Origin of the sequence: Paenibacillus sp. IHB B 3415, from assembly GCF_000802655.2 — a bacterium.
In the GTDB taxonomy this organism is placed as follows: domain Bacteria; phylum Bacillota; class Bacilli; order Paenibacillales; family Paenibacillaceae; genus Paenibacillus_AQ; species Paenibacillus_AQ phytohabitans.
Genome location: NZ_JUEI01000034.1, coordinates 23217 through 41151, shown reverse-complemented (window position 1 = coordinate 41151; position 17935 = coordinate 23217). Strand labels below are relative to the sequence as shown.

Below are 17935 nucleotides of genomic sequence, written 5' to 3'. Positions count from 1 at the left end.
CATCACTCTATCATCAATAATTCATCGCGTTAAACATTCATACTGTAACTGTCTCTCCGGGAGGGTGGCATTATTCGCCTGGCCCCTCCAGCGGAATAATCAGGGTAACCGTAACCCCTTGGCCCTCTTCATTATGCAGCTGCATCTCCGCCCCGCTGCCGAACTGCAGCCGCAGGCGGGCCAGCACATTATACAGGCCGATCTCTTCGTTCTCAGGCCGGCCGCTGCTTCTAAGTCCGGCTGTAATCTCCTCCAGCCGTTCCGGGCTAATGCCCTTGCCGTTATCCTTGACGGCAAGAACCAGCCGCGACTGCCCCTCCAGCGTGCAGTCAATCCGGATGACGGCTTCGCGGATTCCGTCCGCGAAGCCGTGCTTGAAGATATTCTCCACGATCGGCTGGAGAATCATCTTGGGCAGGACCGTCTCCAGCGCTGCTTCCGCCGCATGAATCTCCAGGCGCAGATTCTCTTCGCCGAACCGCTCCGTCTGCAGAATCACATAATTCTGCACATGCTCCATTTCATCGCGCAGCGGCACCTGCGTCCGTTCCGTATTCATGGAATAGCGCATCATGCTGCCCAGGGAATAGATGAGATCATACACCTTCGGCGCATTATAGCGCAAGGACAAGCTGGCGATGGACTGCAGGGCATTGTAGAGAAAATGCGGATTGACCTGAGCCTGCAGCGCCTTCAGCTGATTCGTCTTGTTCGCCAGCTCCAGGCGGTATTCCTTGACGATCAGGTCATTGATCGTCCGGGTCATGCCGGTGATTTTGCGGGTCAGCAGGCCGAATTCATCCTCGCGCTCAGCATCCATATGCGCATCCAGCTGGCCGATCTGCACCTTCTGGGTGAAGTTGATCAGCTTCTTGATCGGCCGGGTAAAGCCGATGGAGATGAGAACCGCGCTGATTCCCCCGATCAGGAGAAACAGCAGCCCGATCCCCATATTGAACCGGGTGATGACCCTCGCATCACCATACAGATCCTCATAAGGCACCAGCTTGATGATGCTGCCGCTGAAGAGCGGGTCCTTGATATGCTTGTACATGACAATGCCCTGGAAGCCGTCCTTTTTCCAGGTGAAATGGCCGCTGTCACTGCCTTCGGGAAGACGGCTCCATCCGGTCTCCACCTGTTTGCCGACCCAGTCCGGATCGGAAGCGAATAAAGCCTGCCCCTGCTCATTCAGCACATACAGACGCTCCGTGTCCGAGTTGTACATCGATTTGACGATCCCCTCCAGCTCCTCAAGGGTGTAATCAATGGACAGATCGGCCAGTACACTGTCGCTGGGCGTACGGTAGAGGGGGAAATGTGCAGTGAAGACCGGAACGCTCCCCGGCTTCAGATTGGGGAAGCCGGACTTTACGCCGTATTGATGATCCATATGTGTCACCTCAATATACGGCCGGTATGTCCCTTCAGGACGCTCTGCCTCTGCATAATCCGCATTCTCTTCCCGGCGGAACCATCCGCCCAGCAGCAGATTGGACTGCCGGGCCGCTCTGACGTAGAGATGGATCTGGAAGGTATTGCGGTCTGAGAGGAACAAATTGTATAGCTGGGTGGAGATTACCGCACGGGTATCCGGCAGAACCGTACCTGCTGGCGCCTGCTCATTGCTTTTGGCGGTAAGCAGCGTGGTGTAGAAGGAGCTCGGAACATTAATTCCGCTGTACAGCGACATGGCCCGCTGATTCATGCCGCTGAAATAACTGCTGAGATTCGCTTCCCCCAGCGTCAGCAGCTTCGTATTCTGCTTCACGGACTGCTCCGTAACCGACTGCTTGGTATAGAGATAGGAGAAGGTAACGGATATGCCTGACGGAATCACTGACGCCAGCAGCACTAAGGCCATCAGCCGCGTCCGGATACTGTTTCTGAACATGGGCGAACCTCCTGAAAGTTTTGCGGAAGAACCGCTTCTCTGATATAACCTTGCAGCAAAACTCGCTCCGGAAGCAAACCGGCTGCAATATAATCCACTTTTCTCATCATCAAATTGAGTGTTGGCGATGGCCCGGGCTTTCTATAATGAAGCTGTGAACACGTAGAAATATTATACAAAGGAGATCCCATATGAGAAAAGCTCTGCGCTTGCAACGAGGCTGGGGACAGCAAATCGTATTTCTCGGCCCCTGTCTGCTCTTTTTCCTGACCATTGTGGTCACCCCATTCTTCCTCGGCTTCTACTACTCTTCCACCGACTGGAACGGGCTCGATCTGGACAAAGCGGTCTGGACCGGCGCGGCCAACTGGAGACGGATTTTTACGAACGACGATAAGTTCTGGGAGTCTCTGCTCTTTACGCTCCGCTTCACCGTGATCTCCGTAGTGGCCGCCAACGTACTGGCGCTGCTGCTTGCCTTCATTCTGATGACGACGCTGAAGACGAAGAAGCTGCTCCGCACCATCTTTTTCATGCCCAATGTAATCGGCGGCATTCTGCTCGGCTACATCTGGCAGTTCATCTTCACCAAAGGCTTCGCCACGATCGGCGAGCTTACCGGCATTTCATTCTTCCAGCTGCCTTGGCTGGGTACGCCCAGCACCGGATTCTGGGGTCTGGTCATTGTGTTCGTCTGGCAGACTGCCGGTTATATGATGGTCATTTATATTGCGGCACTGGCTGGTATCCCTAAGGATCTGGTCGAAGCGGCCAAAATTGACGGCGCCCGTGCCCCGCAGCTGTTCAAGAGTGTCTATGTACCTCTGATCATGCCGGCAATCACGATCTGCCTGTTCCTGACAACCTCTAACGCATTCAAAATGTTCGACCTCAACCTGTCGCTGACCAAAGGCGGACCGGGCACCTCAACCCAGTCGCTGGCTTATAACATTTATGCGGAAGCGCTAATCAACAACCGGTACGGCCTCGGTACAGCCAAAGCGCTGCTCTTCTTCGCCGCCGTTTCACTGATCACGGTCACACAGGTCTGGCTTACCAAAAGAAAAGAGGTGTCGGCCTAATGAACAGCAGCAGATACCGGCCCAGAAACTTCATTCTGGAGATCGCCGCCATACTTCTGGCCATTATTTTCCTATCCCCCTTCTACCTGGTACTAAGCAATTCGGTTAAAGGACTGAAGGACATCCTGATCGACGCCGCTTCCTGGCCGCAGGTGTTCCACTGGGATAATTACTCCAAGGTCTGGGATGCCATTGACTTCCCGCAAGCCTTCTTCAGTTCCCTGCAAATCACTGTCTTAAGCGTAATCTTCATTGTCCTGTTCAGCTCGATGGCCGCCTATCAGATTGTACGGAAGCCTACGCGCTTCAATTCCTTCGTCTTCCTGCTGCTGGTCTCGGCGATGATCATTCCGTTCCAGTCGCTGATGTTGCAATTAGTCCGTGTGACCAGTATTCTGGAGCTTCGCGGAGAATTATACGGGATCGTGGCCTGCTATCTCGGCTTCGGAATGCCGCTCTCCGTATTTCTGTTCCACGGGTTCATCAAGACAGTGCCTTTTGAGCTGGAGGAAGCGGCGCGGGTGGACGGCTCCAATCCGTACGGCGTATTCTTCAAAATTGTGTTCCCGCTACTGATGCCGATTATTGTAACGGTCATTATCCTTAACACACTGTGGATCTGGAATGACTATCTGCTGCCGGTGCTCGTCATCGGGGGAAATAAGGATCTGACGACCCTGCCGGTTGCAGTGACCAAGTTTTTCGGGCAGTACACCAAGAAGTGGGATCTGGCCCTTGCGGGTCTCGTGATGGCGATTACGCCTATCCTCATATTCTTCCTGTCCCTGCAGCGATATATTGTCGAAGGTGTAACCACAGGCTCCATTAAGGGATGATCGCGAGATCCCCTTGCAACAATATCCACTTTTTCGAGCAAAATATTAAGTGTAAGTCCACTGTCATTTGCATTACGATCTAGTTGCAGGAACCATAGACCAGGGAGGTTATTCTATGAAAAGAAAGTTCGCGTTCGTTATCGCAACCGTTTGCACACTTATTATCGCAGGTTGCGGGAATAGCGGCAATACGAATTCCGCAGGCAATGGAAACGCAACCAATGCTCCTAACACGTCAACCGAAACCACAGCACCGGAAGCAACCAAGGCACCTGCCAAGGATGTTACGATCAAAATGTTCCAGTTCAAGGTTGAAATTGCCGAGCAGCTAAATGCACTCGCCGAAGAATATGAGAAAGAAACCGGTGTGAAGGTCGAAGTGGAAACGCATGGCGGCGGTGAAGATTACGGCGCGCTGCTCAAAGCGGAGATTGCTTCCGGCTCTGAACCTGAAATTTTCAATAACGGCGGTTATACTGCCCTCGTACCTTATATGGACCGCGCCACTGATTTGAGCAATGAGCCTTGGGCGGCCAATCTGATCCCAACCGCCAAAACTCCGGCAACCGTGGACGGCAAGCTCTATGGTATGCCAATGAACGTAGAAGGCTATGGACTGATCTACAACAAGGATCTGTTCGCCAAAGCCGGCATTACGGAAGAGCCTAAGACCCTCCCGCAATTGAAAGATGCGGCAGCCAAGCTGAAAGCCGCCGGCATCACACCGTTTGAAGCCACTAATGAGTGGTGGTCGATGGGGATTCACCTTGTCAACGTAGGTCTGGCCCATCAGCCTGATCCGAAGCAGTTCATTGATGATGTCAAAGCCGGTACGCAGACGATCAAAGGCAACGCCGTATTCGAGCAGTGGCTGGATCTGGTGGATGTGATCTTCGACAATGCCCAGGATAACAAGATGACTACCGACTATGCTACCCAGGTTGCGGAATTCGCATCCGGCAAAGCCGCGATGATGCTGCAGGGCAACTGGACGCAAGGCGATATCGATAAAATCGATCCTGCCCTGAATCTGGGCCTCCTCCCGCTTCCGATCAGCGGCGAAGAAGGCACCATCCTTGTAGGCGTACCTAACAACTATGTGGTGAACAGTAAATCCGAGCATCCGGAAGAAGCCAAAGCCTTCCTGAACTGGCTCGTCACTTCCGAAACCGGCCAGAAGTATCTGACCAAGGAATTCAAGTTCATCCCGGCTGAAACTAACGTCACCGCTGACGCGGCAGACATCGGCCAGGTTGCCGTTGCCGTGCAGGAGAAATCTGCTACCGCCCTCGGCTGGAACTGGGATATGTTCCCTGACGGCGTAACCCAGGGCTTCGGCGCTGCGATGCAGGAATATCTCGGCGGACAGCTTGACCGTGATAAGCTGCTGGAGAAGCTGGATAAGGCTGTGCAGGATATTGTGAAGCAATAATTTTATTGAATTAGTGCATAAATAGGGGGTGTCTTCAGCGGCCATGATTGGCTGTTGAGACCCCCCTGTTTTGCTTATCAGTATAAATTACGTCGACGCTCGGTGAGCACGCTCCGCAAACGGAACGTTGTTCCAATCGCTCTTGTATCCAGATTTTATTTATTCCCCTTAGCGGTGAAAATCCGGATACAAACGCGACCGCTCCGCTTTTCCACAATCATTCCGTCCGCACCGCAGTTTAAGAGGGGGAGCTTCTAAAACCTTGAAGACCAACTACAATTTCCAAGACCAATCACAATCTATAAACCCATCACAATGCTCAAAGACCAACCATAATCTTCAAGACCCCATAGAAAATAGGCGGCCAGTCTGCATTTGTGCATCACTATACTATACACTTGACGCCCCTCTGCCCCCGCCTCATTTCCCACTGCAACTCTGTCGGATATGGGCAGGTTTTCTCCATTCAATTCGCAGAACATAGCAGCATCCCCTCCTATAGCCAAATCCTAGCCGCCGTCTCACTTGAACGCCAAGTAACCCCAGCTTTTAACGGACACAGGAGCTCTTATTGCCAACAGTTATCCCATTTTCGCAAGCTAACGGACACCAGTGCACTTAATGCACGATTTCCACCTGATTCAGGCCTGTTTGAGAGGTAATAAGTGCACCTCGGTCCGTTAGCCCGGATAAATGGGGATTTTTAAGCAAATAAAGTCTGTACGGTCCGCATGGGTTAGAATGAGCCCCTGTTACATTCATCCACCATCCCTATTTTGCGGCTTCCAGCGGAATCAAGAGCACCTCTCCCCCTCCTTCCATCCATACACTCATCCACCGCCAAATCAATAGCACCTCTCTCCCTCCCTCCATCCATACGCTGCCTGCTCCCGCAAACTCAAAGTTACTCCCCATACCAAAACAACAAACAAAAGACCACCCCAAACCACCATTTCATGGCGTTGGGACGGCCTTATAGATAAATAATTCATAGCATAAAACATTATTGTCGCTACAGGTATTTATACAAACATCTCCACAATCAGGAACAAATTCAGCGACACTACCAGAGCCGAGATAATCCAGCCGAGGATGGTGGTGATCCGGTGGTTCACCAGACCCTTCATGATTGTGCGGTCGCTGGTGAAGATCACGAGCGGAATCAGGGCGAAGGCAATCCCGAAGGAGAGAACGACCTGACTCATCACCAGTGCACTTGTCGCGTTAATCCCGAAGGCGATGATGGTCAGCGGTGGGATAATTGTAATCGCCCGCCGGAGGTAGAGATTGATCTTTTTATTAATGAAGCCCTGCATGACCACATCACCAGCCATTGTACCGACCGAGGAGCTCGACAGACCTGCGATCAGGAGGCCGAGGCCGAAGGAGATGGCGGTAACCGGTCCTGCCAGATTGCGGAACTGCTCGAAGGCGACATCCAAATCCTCAACGACCAGACCATTCTTGAAGAACAACGCCGCAGCTACAACCACCATGGCCATATTCACGGCACCGGCAATCAGCATCGCAATCAGAATATCGATGAATTCCAGCCGGAAGATCTGTTTCTTCTCCCGCTCATCGATCCCGACGACCCGGCTCTGGGTCAGCGAGGAATGCAGATAAATCGCATGCGGCATAACCGTCGCGCCGAGAATCCCGGCAGCCAGCAGGATGCTGTCCACGCCTTCGAATCTTGGCGTAAACATTCCGGCAACTACACTGCCCGCATCGGGCTTCGCCATAATGACCTGAAATGCAAAAGCCAGAACAACAATCATCACCATCCCGGCAATTCCGGCCTCCAGGGTACGGTAGCCGCGCCGCTGGAGCTCCAGAATAGCGAATGATCCAACAGCGGTAATCAGCGCAGCCGGCAGCATTGGTATACCGAACAGCAAGTATAGTCCAAGGGCTGCCCCGATAAATTCCGCCAGATCGGTAGCAATAATGACCAGTTCACTCTGAATCCACAGGAAGATGGACACGCCTCTCGGGAATTTCTCCCGGGCAACCTCAGGCAGGTTCTTGCCGGTGGCAATGCCAAGCTTGGCGGATAAGGATTGTATAAGGACAGCCATCAGATTCGAGGCAAAGATAACCCATAATAACAAATATCCGTATTTCGAGCCTGCTGTAATATTAGTGGCGAAATTGCCGGGGTCCAGGTACGCTACAGAAGCGATAAAAGCCGGACCCAGGAAAGGAAGGAGTCTCTTCAGTCCTTTGACATCTCCATTCAGCACCGATTGTGCCGAATGTTTATTAGTATGTCCTTTTAGTATAGGGGATGATTCTACTGCTGTATTTTGCTCCATCATTTTCTATCCCTCCTCTTGCCCGGAAAAAGTTGTCTATATACACGAAAGTTTCCCTGATGCAACATTTGATTTGTTTTCATTATAATCCGCTAATTGAGAAATGTAAATGTATTTTCATTGGATTTTTCATACGAGCAATAGGTTGATTCTGAACTACGGCATCCGCCCGTCTGCTCCAAATTATATTATGTGCAAACCTGCGGCAAAGTGATGCTCCGGCCCATATGTAATTACCCAATACAACACAGAGTTATTTAAGCAGTTAAAATATAAAATACCCCACAAAGTGGGGCCGTAGCTTCGACGATTACTCAGGCACTTTGCGGGTATCCCAAAACAAAAAAACAGGCGAGCCCCAGGAAATTCATCCTGACTCTCGCCCGCCGGGCATTCCAGTGTGATCCACACTGCTTAAGAGGTAATACTGCGGATATCAGAGCGCATCTGTTCATTCTGTAGCTTCAGCTCATTCAACTCCTGCTGCAGCTTCTCCACATCCGCCTGCTTCCGAGAGTGGCCTCCATGTCTATGCATACCACGCATGCCGGGCATTCCGAACATCATAAGGATCATCATCAGCGGACAGACCAGTGTGATTAACCAGGACCAGTTCATGGCTTTTCCTCCCTCCGGGATTCAAGGTGCTGCCATTAGTATAGCCGCCGTTTGTGGAGAAACTGTGTTGAAGCTTATTTTTCCGCTTTCCCTTTCCAGGTGTCCTTCAGCGGGACAATTCTGTTGAATACCAGCCTGTGGTCAGAACTGTGCCTGCTGTCGATACAGAAATAGCCGTGACGCAGAAATTGAAATTTGTCTCCAGGTTTCGGGCTGCCCTCAAGCGGCTCCAGCAGACAATCCTTAAGCAAAGTTACAGAATCGGGGTTGATGTACGTTTCCCAGGTCTCCTCTTCCTCCTTCGGCCCTTCATTGTCTACAAGCAGCTTCTCATACAGGTACACATCACTTTTGACCGCATGCTCGGCGGACACCCAATGGATGGTTCCTTTTACCTTCCGCCCGTCAAAACCGCTCCCGCTTCTCGTATCCGGATCATAGGTGCAGCGCAGCTCGACAATCTCACCAGTTTCCTTATCCTTAATCACTTCGTTGCAGCGGATGAAATACCCACCCTTCAGCCGTACTTCACCGCCAAACGTCAGTCTGCGGAAGCCCTTGGAGGGTACCTCCATGAAGTCCTCCCGCTCGATAAAGAGTGTGCCGGAGAATGGAACGTCCCTTGTGCCGAGCGCGGAATTCTCACTGTTGTACTCAATGTTAAGAAATTCAGAAGCCCCGGCTTCGTAATTGGTAAGCACAACCTTCAGCGGATTCAGCACGGCCATGATAGCCGGCACCTTCGCCTTAAGATCCTGTCTTACGCAGTGCTCCAGCAGCGAGAAATCGACCATTACCGTATTGCGGACCATCCCGATCTCCCGGACAAAATCCTTGATGCTCTCCGGCGTGAACCCGCGTCTGCGCAGTCCACGGAGTGTAGGCAGACGCGGATCATCCCAGCCGTCCACATACTTCCCGGCAACCAGCGCCCGGAGATAACGTTTGCTCGTGACCACTCCCGTCAGATTCACCCGGCCGAATTCCCTTTGCTTAGGGGGTTCAGGAATATTCAGCTCCGTAAGCACCCACTCATACAGCGGCCGGTGGTCCTTGAACTCGATGGAGCACAGCGAATGCGTCACCCCTTCAATGGCATCCTGAACCGGATGGGCAAAATCATACATCGGATAGATGCACCATGCCTCCCCCGTGCGGTAATGCTCCGCATGAATGATCCGGTAGAGTACCGGGTCGCGCAGATTGATGTTCGGCGAAGACATGTCGATTCTGGCCCGCAGCACCTTTGCACCATTAGGATATTCTCCATTACGCATCTCCCGGAACAGCCGCAAATTCTCTTCCGGCGAGCGGTCCCGGTACGGACTGTCCTTACCAGGTTCGGTTAATGTCCCCCTGTAGGACGTCACTTCCTCCGGAGTCAGGTCGCAGACATAAGCTTTCCCCTTAAGAATCAGCTCCTCTGCGCTGCGGCAGATTTCCTCCGAATAATCGGAGCCATAATAGATATGCTCTCCCGGGCTGCAGCCCAGCCATTCCATGTCCTCGGTAATAGCTTTTACATACTCCATATCCTCTTTCAGCGGGTTGGTATCATCGAAGCGCAGATGGAATCTGCCGCCATTCTTACGGGCAATCTCAACATTCGTGTGGATGGCAAAAGCACTGCCGATATGCAGATAACCATTGGGCTCCGGCGGAAACCTTGTGCAGATTTCCCTGCTGTAGACTCCACCCTCCACGTCTTCTCTGATCAGCTTATCCATATAATTCTCCGGCACGGCCGGTTCACTCTCATTCACATTAACGTCAGTCATTCTGATCTCCTCCTGTATATTGGTGATACCTGCCCTTACGGGACAACAAAAAAGAACCTCACCTCCAAGACTGTAGTCTTGGGGACGAGATTCTCGCGGTACCACCCCAGGTTTATTAATATGTCGCCATATTAATCTCATCAAGTACGGCGCTGCCGGCAAGGCAGGGCTTATACTCTAGCTCTGTAACAGGAGCTCCTGTTGTACCATCCCCGGCCATAGCCGGTTCCGGCGCACCGCTCAGAGGCTTGTTTCGGTCCAGCCTTCCCTGCTCCTTCGCACCACCCGGAGCTCTCTGTAAGGGAATGAATGGACCTACTCTTCTCGTCATCGCGTTTGATCATTTGATCCAGAATAACAAATCACAGGCAGGGTGTAAAGTATAGCGGTGTCCGGGGGCGGCATCAGCCTGCGGGACATTCTTACCCCTGGCTCAATGCCGCCAAAAGCTCCAAAGCTTCCTCATGCTCCGGCTCAATCAGAAGTGATCTGCGCGTGTAATCCAGCGCCGCTTCGTCATCCTCCTGCTCGTAGCTGCAAATAGCCAGGCAGTACAATACAGTAATTACCGGCTCCTCCTCACTGGATGCAAGCGAATGCTCCAGGAAGCGGCGGGACTCCCCGTACTGCTCCATCTCGAACAGCAGCAGACCGCAGTCCAGGGCCAGATCATATTTCTGCGGCATCGGATAGAAGCCTTTCCACATCAGATCAATCCCGCGCTGCAGGTCCAGCAGCTCATCATCACTGGCATCCGGCAGCAGAGCAGAGATACGCTCCGCACTCTGGATGAACAGCTCGGCATCATATCCGCCCAGCCGCCAGAAGGCCAGGATCTGCTGCATGCCGATCGTATCGTAATTTTTGTCGATCCACACCTTCAGGCTGAAGAAATCATCCGGTCCGAACCGCTCTACAAACCGCCGGTAGGCCAGACGGGTATGGGGATGGAGCATCGGCTCTTCAAGCATCAGAATGCAGCCGACATTCAGATTCTTATAATGATGCTGCGTGAACTGGGACTTGGCGCCCTTCCGTTCAAAATAATGCACCAGCGCATGATAATTTGCCGTGAGTGAAATGCTGCCGTGATGAATCAGCTTCGGCGGCTCGGCGAATTCCCAGTTCTCCAGCCGGTGGTCGCCCTTATCTGCGGTAAGCAGCAGGAAGCTCCCCTGGGAGAGTGCCCCGAGACGTTCCATACAGGACAGCGCAGCGGCCGGGAACAGCACATGCGAATCCTCCAGCTTGTCCAGATAGAACGAAATCACTTCCTGGTAAGGATAAGAGCCATCCTCATATTCCGCTGCCCGCCGGTAATGATATTCCGGCACCAGATCGCGCAGTACTTCAGACGGGCCCATCGAATCCGATTGCTCCGGATATTTTAACGAAACCTCACATTCATAGATCTTGCCTTCATCAACATAGAGCAGCTCCTGCTGAATACTATCGAAGAAGTAGTTGGCAATCACCATCAGCGGCTGCTGCAATCCGCCGGGCTTAATCACCCTTCCGCTCTGCGTCAGGGACAGCTCTGTATCCTGCACCGCATCAAAGCGGGCGAAATCAAGAATACCCTGCTCCACAAAAGGCTTCAGCCCTTCATGCTTCTGCCAGCCCTCAATATTCTTCCAGGGCAGATCGCTCATGACGTAGCGGAAAGGAGGCAGCAGCACTCCGGCATACTGGATCAGCTCACACAGCTGCTGCAGGACATGGAATGCCAGGCGTCCGACACCTGCGCCAAGCTCCAGAATAATAACCGGTTCTGTAGTATGCCCCTTCTCTGCACGGTCCTGCAGAAATCCGAAGATCATCTCCGCATACGCTGTTCCGATCATCGGATTGCTTGTAATGTACTGCGGGACCTGGTCATTCGCCCAAGCCTGCAGTCCCAGCTGCTCATAATACCTGCGCTGCAGTTCCCATATTGGCGCTTCACTGAAGCGGTAGCGTTCTTGTCCGTCTATTGTCATTAGTTCAAACCCTGCTCTCTGATTATCGTACGGAAATTTGTCCGGTAGTCAAATATTATCACATTTCGCTCAGCCCTTCACAACTCATAAGTGGCATACTGGCGCATATATTTCTTGGAGTGCTGTGCGATCCAGAAAGGAGCTTAAGCCATGAGCCCTGCCGAACCCGGTTCTTCAAGCAAGCCCGTTATCCCCCAGCCTATCCGCAGTGACGGTGCAGGCAATGTTGACCTCGGCCCCCGCGATATTCTACGCGACCGGGAGAATCCCGATATGTTCGTCCCGCCCTCTACAGATAACGGGCTGATCCCCAATCTGAAATTCTCATTTTCTGACGCCCATATGCAGCTGAACTTCGGCGGCTGGTCCCGGGAAGTTACCGTCAGAGAGCTGCCTATTGCCACCACACTTGCAGGAGTGAATATGAGCCTGACCCCGGGCGGAGTACGCGAGCTGCACTGGCACCAGCAGGCGGAATGGTCCTATATGCTGCTCGGCAGCGCCCGGATTACCGCCGTGGACCAGAATGGCCGGAACTTCATTGCCGATGTCGGCCCGGGCGATCTGTGGTACTTCCCTCCGGGAATCCCGCATTCAATCCAGGGGCTGGCGGAGGGATGCGAGTTTTTGCTTGTTTTTGACGATGGAAGCTTCTCGGATCTGAACACCCTGTCGATCTCCGACTGGTTCGCCCATACGCCGCCAGAGGTCCTGTCCGCCAACTTCGGCGTACCTGAATCTGCATTTGAGTGTATTCCGAAGGAACAAGTGTATATATATCAGGATCAGGTGCCCGGCCCCCTTGAGAGTCAGAGAGTCGAGTCACCTTATGGAGAAATTCCGCTGAGCTTCAAGCATCAGCTGCTGGCCCAGCCGCCGCTTCGGACGCCCGGAGGCAGTGTGCGGATTGTCGACTCCAGCAATTTCCCCATCTCCCGGAACATTGCCGCCGCGCTGGTGGAGATTGAGCCCGGCGGCATGCGGGAGCTGCACTGGCATCCGAATAATGACGAGTGGCAGTATTATCTGACCGGGCAAGGCCGGATGACGGTCTTTGGCGGGGACGGCGCAGCGCGTACATTTAACGTCAGAGCCGGAGATGTCGGCTATGTGCCTTTTGCCCAGGGACATTATATTCAGAATACCGGGACAGACACGCTCTGGTTCCTGGAAATGTTCCGGAGCGACCGGTTCGCCGATGTCTCCCTGAACCAGTGGATGGCGCTTACTCCCCATGAACTGGTCAGCAGCAATCTGAATGTGGGGCCGGAGCTGATGGATGCCCTGCGCAAAGTGAAATGGCCTGTCGTGAAATACCCGGATCAGGAGCAGGAGCAGGGGCACGGGCATGAGCATGGGCTTGGGAAGCAAAAGAAGTAGCGCGTTGTCTTGCTCAGTTTGAGACTGGATTGGGCAGGTCAGTCTGCCCTATGGCCTTATCTTTACCCCAACCAAGCGGCTGAAGTGAAAATCCTTAAGGTCAGCTGTATAGACCGGCCTTAATGTTGTACATTCTGCAACTTGATCATCTGAATATCCGGCTGTTTGGGAGAATTGTTGCACAAAATACAATAATATCCTCCATTAAGAAGCTGAAGCAGTAAAAATGTTGTAATTCATACAACATTATTGTTTAAGAAGCCATATCCGGAGAAAATTGTTGTATTTTCTGCAAGATTTTAATGATCGTCCTATAATTAATGGGTAACTCCAATTGTTCGAACTGCATTCTTTCCAGAACAACATAAAAAGCGGTCAGACACCCCGTCTGCACCGCCTTTTGTTCTTAATCATTAGTTTGTGTTTCGTTCCCGTATAGGAAACCTCTACTCACCAGTCTCTGCAAACCGCTTGATCCGCTCGCCGACTGCATCACGGACCCGCTGAAATACCGCCCACTTCTCTTCCTCACTGCCCTGCGCTTTGGCCGGATCATCGAATCCCCAGTGCTCCCGCCGTACCTGCGGAGGCGTCACCGGACATTTATCGGCGGCATCCCCGCATAATGTTACTACGAGATCAGCACTGTTAAGCAGCGCAGGATCAATAATATCCGAGGTCTGGGCAGAAATATCGATCCCCACCTCGTTCATTGCCTGTACTGCCTTGGGATTCAAGCCGTGCGCTTCAATTCCCGCACTGTACACATTCCAGGCGTCCCCGAGAAATTGTTTCGCCCAGCCCTCCGCCATTTGGCTCCGGCACGAATTCCCCGTGCACAGGAAATAGATTGTCTTTTTGCTCATGTCTGATTTCTCCTTCAGGATTAGATTAGAACAGCTTCAGTTGCAGATACAAACCTAACAATGTGATAAATAACGTCGGAATCGTCAGAATAATTCCTGTTTTGAAATAAGTGCCCCAAGAGATCTTTACACCTTTGCCTGATAGCACATGCAGCCACAGCAGAGTAGCGAGCGAGCCGATCGGCGTAATCTTCGGACCCAAATCGGAACCGATGACATTCGCGTAGATCAGAGCCTCTTTAATGAGACCTGTCGCCTGTGCGTTATCAATGGCCAGCGCCCCAATCAGCACAGTCGGCAGATTATTCATCACTGAGGAGAGGATCGCGGCGAGGAAGCCCATCCCCATCGTTGCTGCGAACAAACCGTGTTCCGCCACCTCACTGATCATCTCTGCAAGCACATCGGTCAGTCCGGCATTACGCAAGCCATACACCACGACATACATGCCAATGGAGAAAAAGACAATCGCCCACGGCGCGCCCTTGACCACTTCCATCGTCTTGACGTAGGGACTCCGGCGGGCCATGAGCAGGAAGCAAACCGCGATTACACCTGCCACAACAGAAACCGGAATGTTCAGAAATTCACTGACAAAATATCCGGCCAGCAGAAGCGCCAGCACGCCCCAGGATAACCGGAACATGCGCTTGTCCTTAATCGCCTCCTCCGGGAGCTTCATCCCGGCAGTGTCGTACACTTTGGGTATACTTCTGCGGAAGAACAGGTATAAGACCAGAATACTGGCGGCGAGCGAGAACAGCGTAGGCAGCAGCATACGTCCTGCATATTCCGTGAAGCTGATGCCGAAGAAATCGGCGGATACAATATTGACCAGATTGCTGACGATCAGCGGCAGCGAAGTCGTGTCGGCGATGAAGCCGCTGGCGATAATGAAGGGAAACACTTTTTTCTCATCAAAATTCAGCGCCCGGACCATCGCCAGCACAATCGGTGTCAGGATCAGCGCCGCCCCGTCATTGGCAAACAACGCCGCTACCACTGCGCCCAGCAGGATGACATAGATGAACATCAGCGTACCGTTGCCGCGTGCCGCCGCAGCCATATGCAGTGCCGCCCATTCGAAGAATCCAACACGGTCGAGTATCAAAGAAATCAGAATAATAGCTACAAAGGCCAGCGTGGCATTCCACACAATCAGCGTCACATCGCGGACATCCCCGAAGCTGACCACGCCTGCCGCCAGGGCCAGCAGCGCTCCGCCGCAGGCTGACCAGCCAATGGATAACTTCCGCGGCTGCCAGATCACAAAGATTAAAGTAATAACAAAAATAAGGCTGGCTAAGACAACCATAATCCCGCCCTCCGTTTGACCCGCAGCAACATTTCCCGCAGCACTCCCCAATCAGATAAATTTATATATAAGAGTAACGCCAGCCTGTCCTCCAGACGTTCTCATCGATCTAGTATAATATCAGTCGCAGCAGGCAGTAACCTCTGTCTTATTCAATGACGACAGCAGAGTATGTGAATCCGGCAGTCCATGCAGGACGGCCGTGATATGCGGCTTGCCCTCCACATTCAGGGAGTAATGCACCCACTGCCCGCGTTTGCTCTCCTTCACCATCCCCTTATCCTTCAGTTTACGCAGATGCTGGCTGATGGCCGGCTGCGAGATCTCAAAGAGTTCGACGAACTCACAGACACACCATTCCCGCTCCTGCAGCAGTCCAAGCATCATCAGGCGGGTCTTGTCTCCCAGAAGCTTCAGGTCATCAGCCACCTCGTTAAGCTTATCCATCGCGGTTCAGCCTCCTTAGTATATAAGCCAATGCTTATATACTAAAACAGTCTTATCAAAAGGACAAGAGGTAATATTTCGATTCTATAGTTGCACTTTACAAATATATAAGCTATAACTGAAATATGAGGTGAACTTCAATGGAAAATGCACGCGAGCTCTTTCAGATCATGACCCGCCGCTTCGGTCTGCTTAACAAAAACTGCTGCACCGTAGGCGGGCATGACATTTCTCTGGCCCAGAGCCATCTGCTCTATGAAGTACAGCGGAGGCATAATCCGTCCATGCAGCAAATTGCGGAAGTGCTCGGAACGGATGTTACAACTTTCAGCCGCCAGGTGCAGGCTCTGGTCAAAATGGGACTTGTCCGCAAAAATCCCGATCCCTCCGACGGCAGGGTGTTTGTATTGTCTTTAACAGAGCAAGGCTCATCTGTAGCCGGAACCATCGACCGGCAAATGAATGAATATCTGGAGGAAGTCTTCTCCTACATGTCTGAATTTGAACAGGAAACGGTACTGCGGTCCGTAAAGATCTTCAATGAAGCTATGGGGAAATCAAGCAAATGCTGCGCGCCTGTCTCAGGCTGATTTCTTTCGTTATATAGTTGCAATTTGCAATTATTATAAAGGAGTGATGAACTTGAACCAACCTACTCATGATGGAATCCGCCAAAATGTAAGAACCCGGTATCAGCAAATCGCTGTTACCGGCCAATCTGCTCCCTCCGTTTGCTGCCCGGAGGAGGCTTCTTCTGACTGCTGTTCGGCACCAGCCGATTTCAACAGCATTTCCGCAAGTCTTGGTTATTCCGGCGAAGAATTGAACGCTGTGCCGGAAGGCGCGAACCTTGGACTTGGCTGCGGCAACCCTCAGACGATTGCCGGACTGCAGCCTGGAGAAACCGTTCTGGATCTTGGCAGCGGCGGCGGCTTCGACTGTTTCCTGGCTTCCCGCCAGGTGGGAGCGTCCGGTTCTGTCATAGGTGTAGACATGACCCCTGAAATGATCAGCCGGGCACGTGATAATGCTGCCCGGGGACATTACGCCAATACCAGCTTCCGGCTGGGAGAAATCGAGCATCTGCCTGTCGCCGATGCCATCATAGACGTCATTATCTCCAACTGCGTAATCAACCTCTCTCCTGATAAGCAGCAAGTATTCAATGAAGCGTTCCGGGTGCTGTTGCCCGGCGGAAGGCTGGCGATATCCGACATCGTTACCACTGCTGAGCTGCCTCCTGAAATCGCACAGGATTTGGGCAACCTTTATTCCGGCTGCATCTCAGGAGCCTCCTCCGTACCTGTCCTGCAGACCATGCTGGCAAACAGCGGTTTCATCCGGATATCAGTCGAACCTAAGGATGAATCCCGCACCTTCATTAAAGACTGGGTTCCCGGTGCAGACATTGACCAGTATATTGCCTCAGCAGTAATTACTGCTGTGAAGCCATAATTCGCAAGGTACCTTAGGAGGCCGATAATATGCTTTCGACATTAATGATTCGTCCTGCCACCTTCCAAGACCTCACCGGCATTCTGCATATTTATAACCAGGGGATTGAAGACCGGATCGCTACACTGGAAAGCTCAGCTAAAGATTTGAATGCGATGTCTGACTGGTTCCAGGAACATCAAGGACGCTTTATTATACTCGTTGCCGAAGCCGAAGGCAGTGTTCTGGGCTGGGCTTCGCTCAATCGTTATTCCCACCGCTGCGCTTATGACGGTGTCGCCGATCTCTCCATTTATATTGAACGTGCCTCCCGCGGCCGCGGCATTGGCAGTCTATTACTGCATGCCCTGGAGGAAAAGGCCGTAGCGGCTGATTTCTATAAAATTGTGCTGTTCACTTTTCCCTTTAACCCAATGGCCCAGGGCTTATACCGCAAAAGCGGTTACCGTGAGGTTGGCGTACTCGAGAAACAGGGGAAACTGGACGGCCGGATGACTGATGTCATGATTATGGAGAAGCTGCTGCTATAACAATA

General features: G+C 52.4%; 15 protein-coding genes and 1 other annotated feature. Of the genes, 7 read left to right on the top strand and 8 right to left on the bottom strand.

Annotated elements, in window-relative coordinates; genetic code table 11:
* Positions 1-70: 70 nt before the first annotated feature.
* Positions 71-1894 carry a sensor histidine kinase gene (locus QW71_RS16795; RefSeq protein WP_039300689.1) on the bottom strand — a complete coding sequence of 608 codons (1824 nt, stop codon included), beginning with the start codon at positions 1892-1894 and terminating at the stop codon, positions 71-73.
* A 191-nt stretch (positions 1895-2085) separates the two neighbouring features.
* On the opposite strand from QW71_RS16795, the gene QW71_RS16790 reads away from it, so the two are divergent.
* The 3 genes from QW71_RS16790 to QW71_RS16780 all read left to right on the top strand — a co-directional run bounded on the left by QW71_RS16790 (position 2086) and on the right by QW71_RS16780 (position 5244).
* Entirely contained in the window at positions 2086-2976 is an 891-nt protein-coding gene (locus QW71_RS16790; RefSeq protein WP_039300685.1) for a carbohydrate ABC transporter permease, read from the top strand.
* Positions 2976-3812 (top strand): carbohydrate ABC transporter permease, encoded by an 837-nt coding sequence (locus tag QW71_RS16785; RefSeq protein WP_039300683.1) that lies wholly within the window; start codon positions 2976-2978, stop codon positions 3810-3812. The genes QW71_RS16790 and QW71_RS16785 overlap by 1 nt, the downstream gene beginning before the upstream one ends.
* A 115-nt stretch (positions 3813-3927) precedes the next feature.
* The gene (locus QW71_RS16780; RefSeq protein WP_039300679.1) at positions 3928-5244 is read left to right on the top strand and encodes an ABC transporter substrate-binding protein; all 1317 of its coding nucleotides are present in this window, start codon (positions 3928-3930) and stop codon (positions 5242-5244) included.
* Between the two features lie 1022 nt (positions 5245-6266).
* On the opposite strand, the gene QW71_RS16770 is transcribed toward QW71_RS16780, so the two are convergent.
* The 4 genes from QW71_RS16770 to QW71_RS16755 all read right to left on the bottom strand — a co-directional run bounded on the left by QW71_RS16770 (position 6267) and on the right by QW71_RS16755 (position 11937).
* Positions 6267-7562: an Nramp family divalent metal transporter gene (locus QW71_RS16770; protein WP_039300760.1), complete on the bottom strand. Its 1296-nt coding sequence runs from the start codon at positions 7560-7562 to the stop codon at positions 6267-6269.
* A gap of 414 nt (positions 7563-7976) precedes the next feature.
* On the bottom strand, positions 7977-8180 hold the full coding sequence (locus QW71_RS16765; protein ID WP_039300674.1) for a hypothetical protein: 204 nt from the start codon (positions 8178-8180) through the stop codon (positions 7977-7979).
* A 74-nt stretch (positions 8181-8254) separates the two neighbouring features.
* Complete coding sequence (locus tag QW71_RS16760; RefSeq protein ID WP_039300671.1) at positions 8255-9958, bottom strand: glutamine--tRNA ligase/YqeY domain fusion protein; 1704 nt, start codon at positions 9956-9958, stop codon at positions 8255-8257.
* 77 nt (positions 9959-10035) lie between these two features.
* Positions 10036-10298: a binding site (T-box leader), on the bottom strand.
* An 82-nt stretch (positions 10299-10380) separates the two neighbouring features.
* The gene (locus QW71_RS16755) at positions 10381-11937 is read right to left on the bottom strand and encodes a tetratricopeptide repeat protein (protein ID WP_039300668.1); all 1557 of its coding nucleotides are present in this window, start codon (positions 11935-11937) and stop codon (positions 10381-10383) included.
* A 150-nt stretch (positions 11938-12087) separates the two neighbouring features.
* On the opposite strand from QW71_RS16755, the gene QW71_RS16750 reads away from it, so the two are divergent.
* Positions 12088-13317: an oxalate decarboxylase family bicupin gene (locus tag QW71_RS16750; protein ID WP_047013809.1), complete on the top strand. Its 1230-nt coding sequence runs from the start codon at positions 12088-12090 to the stop codon at positions 13315-13317.
* Between the two features lie 446 nt (positions 13318-13763).
* Here the strand turns inward: QW71_RS16750 and arsC are convergent, their stop codons facing one another.
* The 3 genes from arsC to QW71_RS16735 all read right to left on the bottom strand — a co-directional run bounded on the left by arsC (position 13764) and on the right by QW71_RS16735 (position 15945).
* A complete protein-coding gene (gene arsC, locus QW71_RS16745) occupies positions 13764-14183 on the bottom strand; it encodes an arsenate reductase (thioredoxin) (RefSeq protein WP_039300665.1) in 420 nt (139 codons plus the stop codon).
* A 25-nt stretch (positions 14184-14208) separates the two neighbouring features.
* Positions 14209-15498, bottom strand: coding sequence for an arsenic transporter (locus QW71_RS16740; protein ID WP_039300663.1), 1290 nt, complete (start codon positions 15496-15498; stop codon positions 14209-14211).
* 120 nt (positions 15499-15618) lie between these two features.
* Entirely contained in the window at positions 15619-15945 is a 327-nt protein-coding gene (locus QW71_RS16735) for a metalloregulator ArsR/SmtB family transcription factor (protein WP_039300660.1), read from the bottom strand.
* 140 nt (positions 15946-16085) lie between these two features.
* On the opposite strand from QW71_RS16735, the gene QW71_RS16730 reads away from it, so the two are divergent.
* The 3 genes from QW71_RS16730 to QW71_RS16720 are packed head-to-tail and all read left to right on the top strand — an operon-like array spanning position 16086 to position 17930.
* Complete coding sequence (locus QW71_RS16730) at positions 16086-16535, top strand: MarR family winged helix-turn-helix transcriptional regulator (protein WP_039300657.1); 450 nt, start codon at positions 16086-16088, stop codon at positions 16533-16535.
* A 46-nt stretch (positions 16536-16581) separates the two neighbouring features.
* Positions 16582-17400: an arsenite methyltransferase gene (locus QW71_RS16725; protein WP_039300654.1), complete on the top strand. Its 819-nt coding sequence runs from the start codon at positions 16582-16584 to the stop codon at positions 17398-17400.
* A 29-nt stretch (positions 17401-17429) separates the two neighbouring features.
* A complete protein-coding gene (locus QW71_RS16720; RefSeq protein WP_039300651.1) occupies positions 17430-17930 on the top strand; it encodes an arsinothricin resistance N-acetyltransferase ArsN1 family A in 501 nt (166 codons plus the stop codon).
* Positions 17931-17935 lie beyond the last annotated feature (5 nt).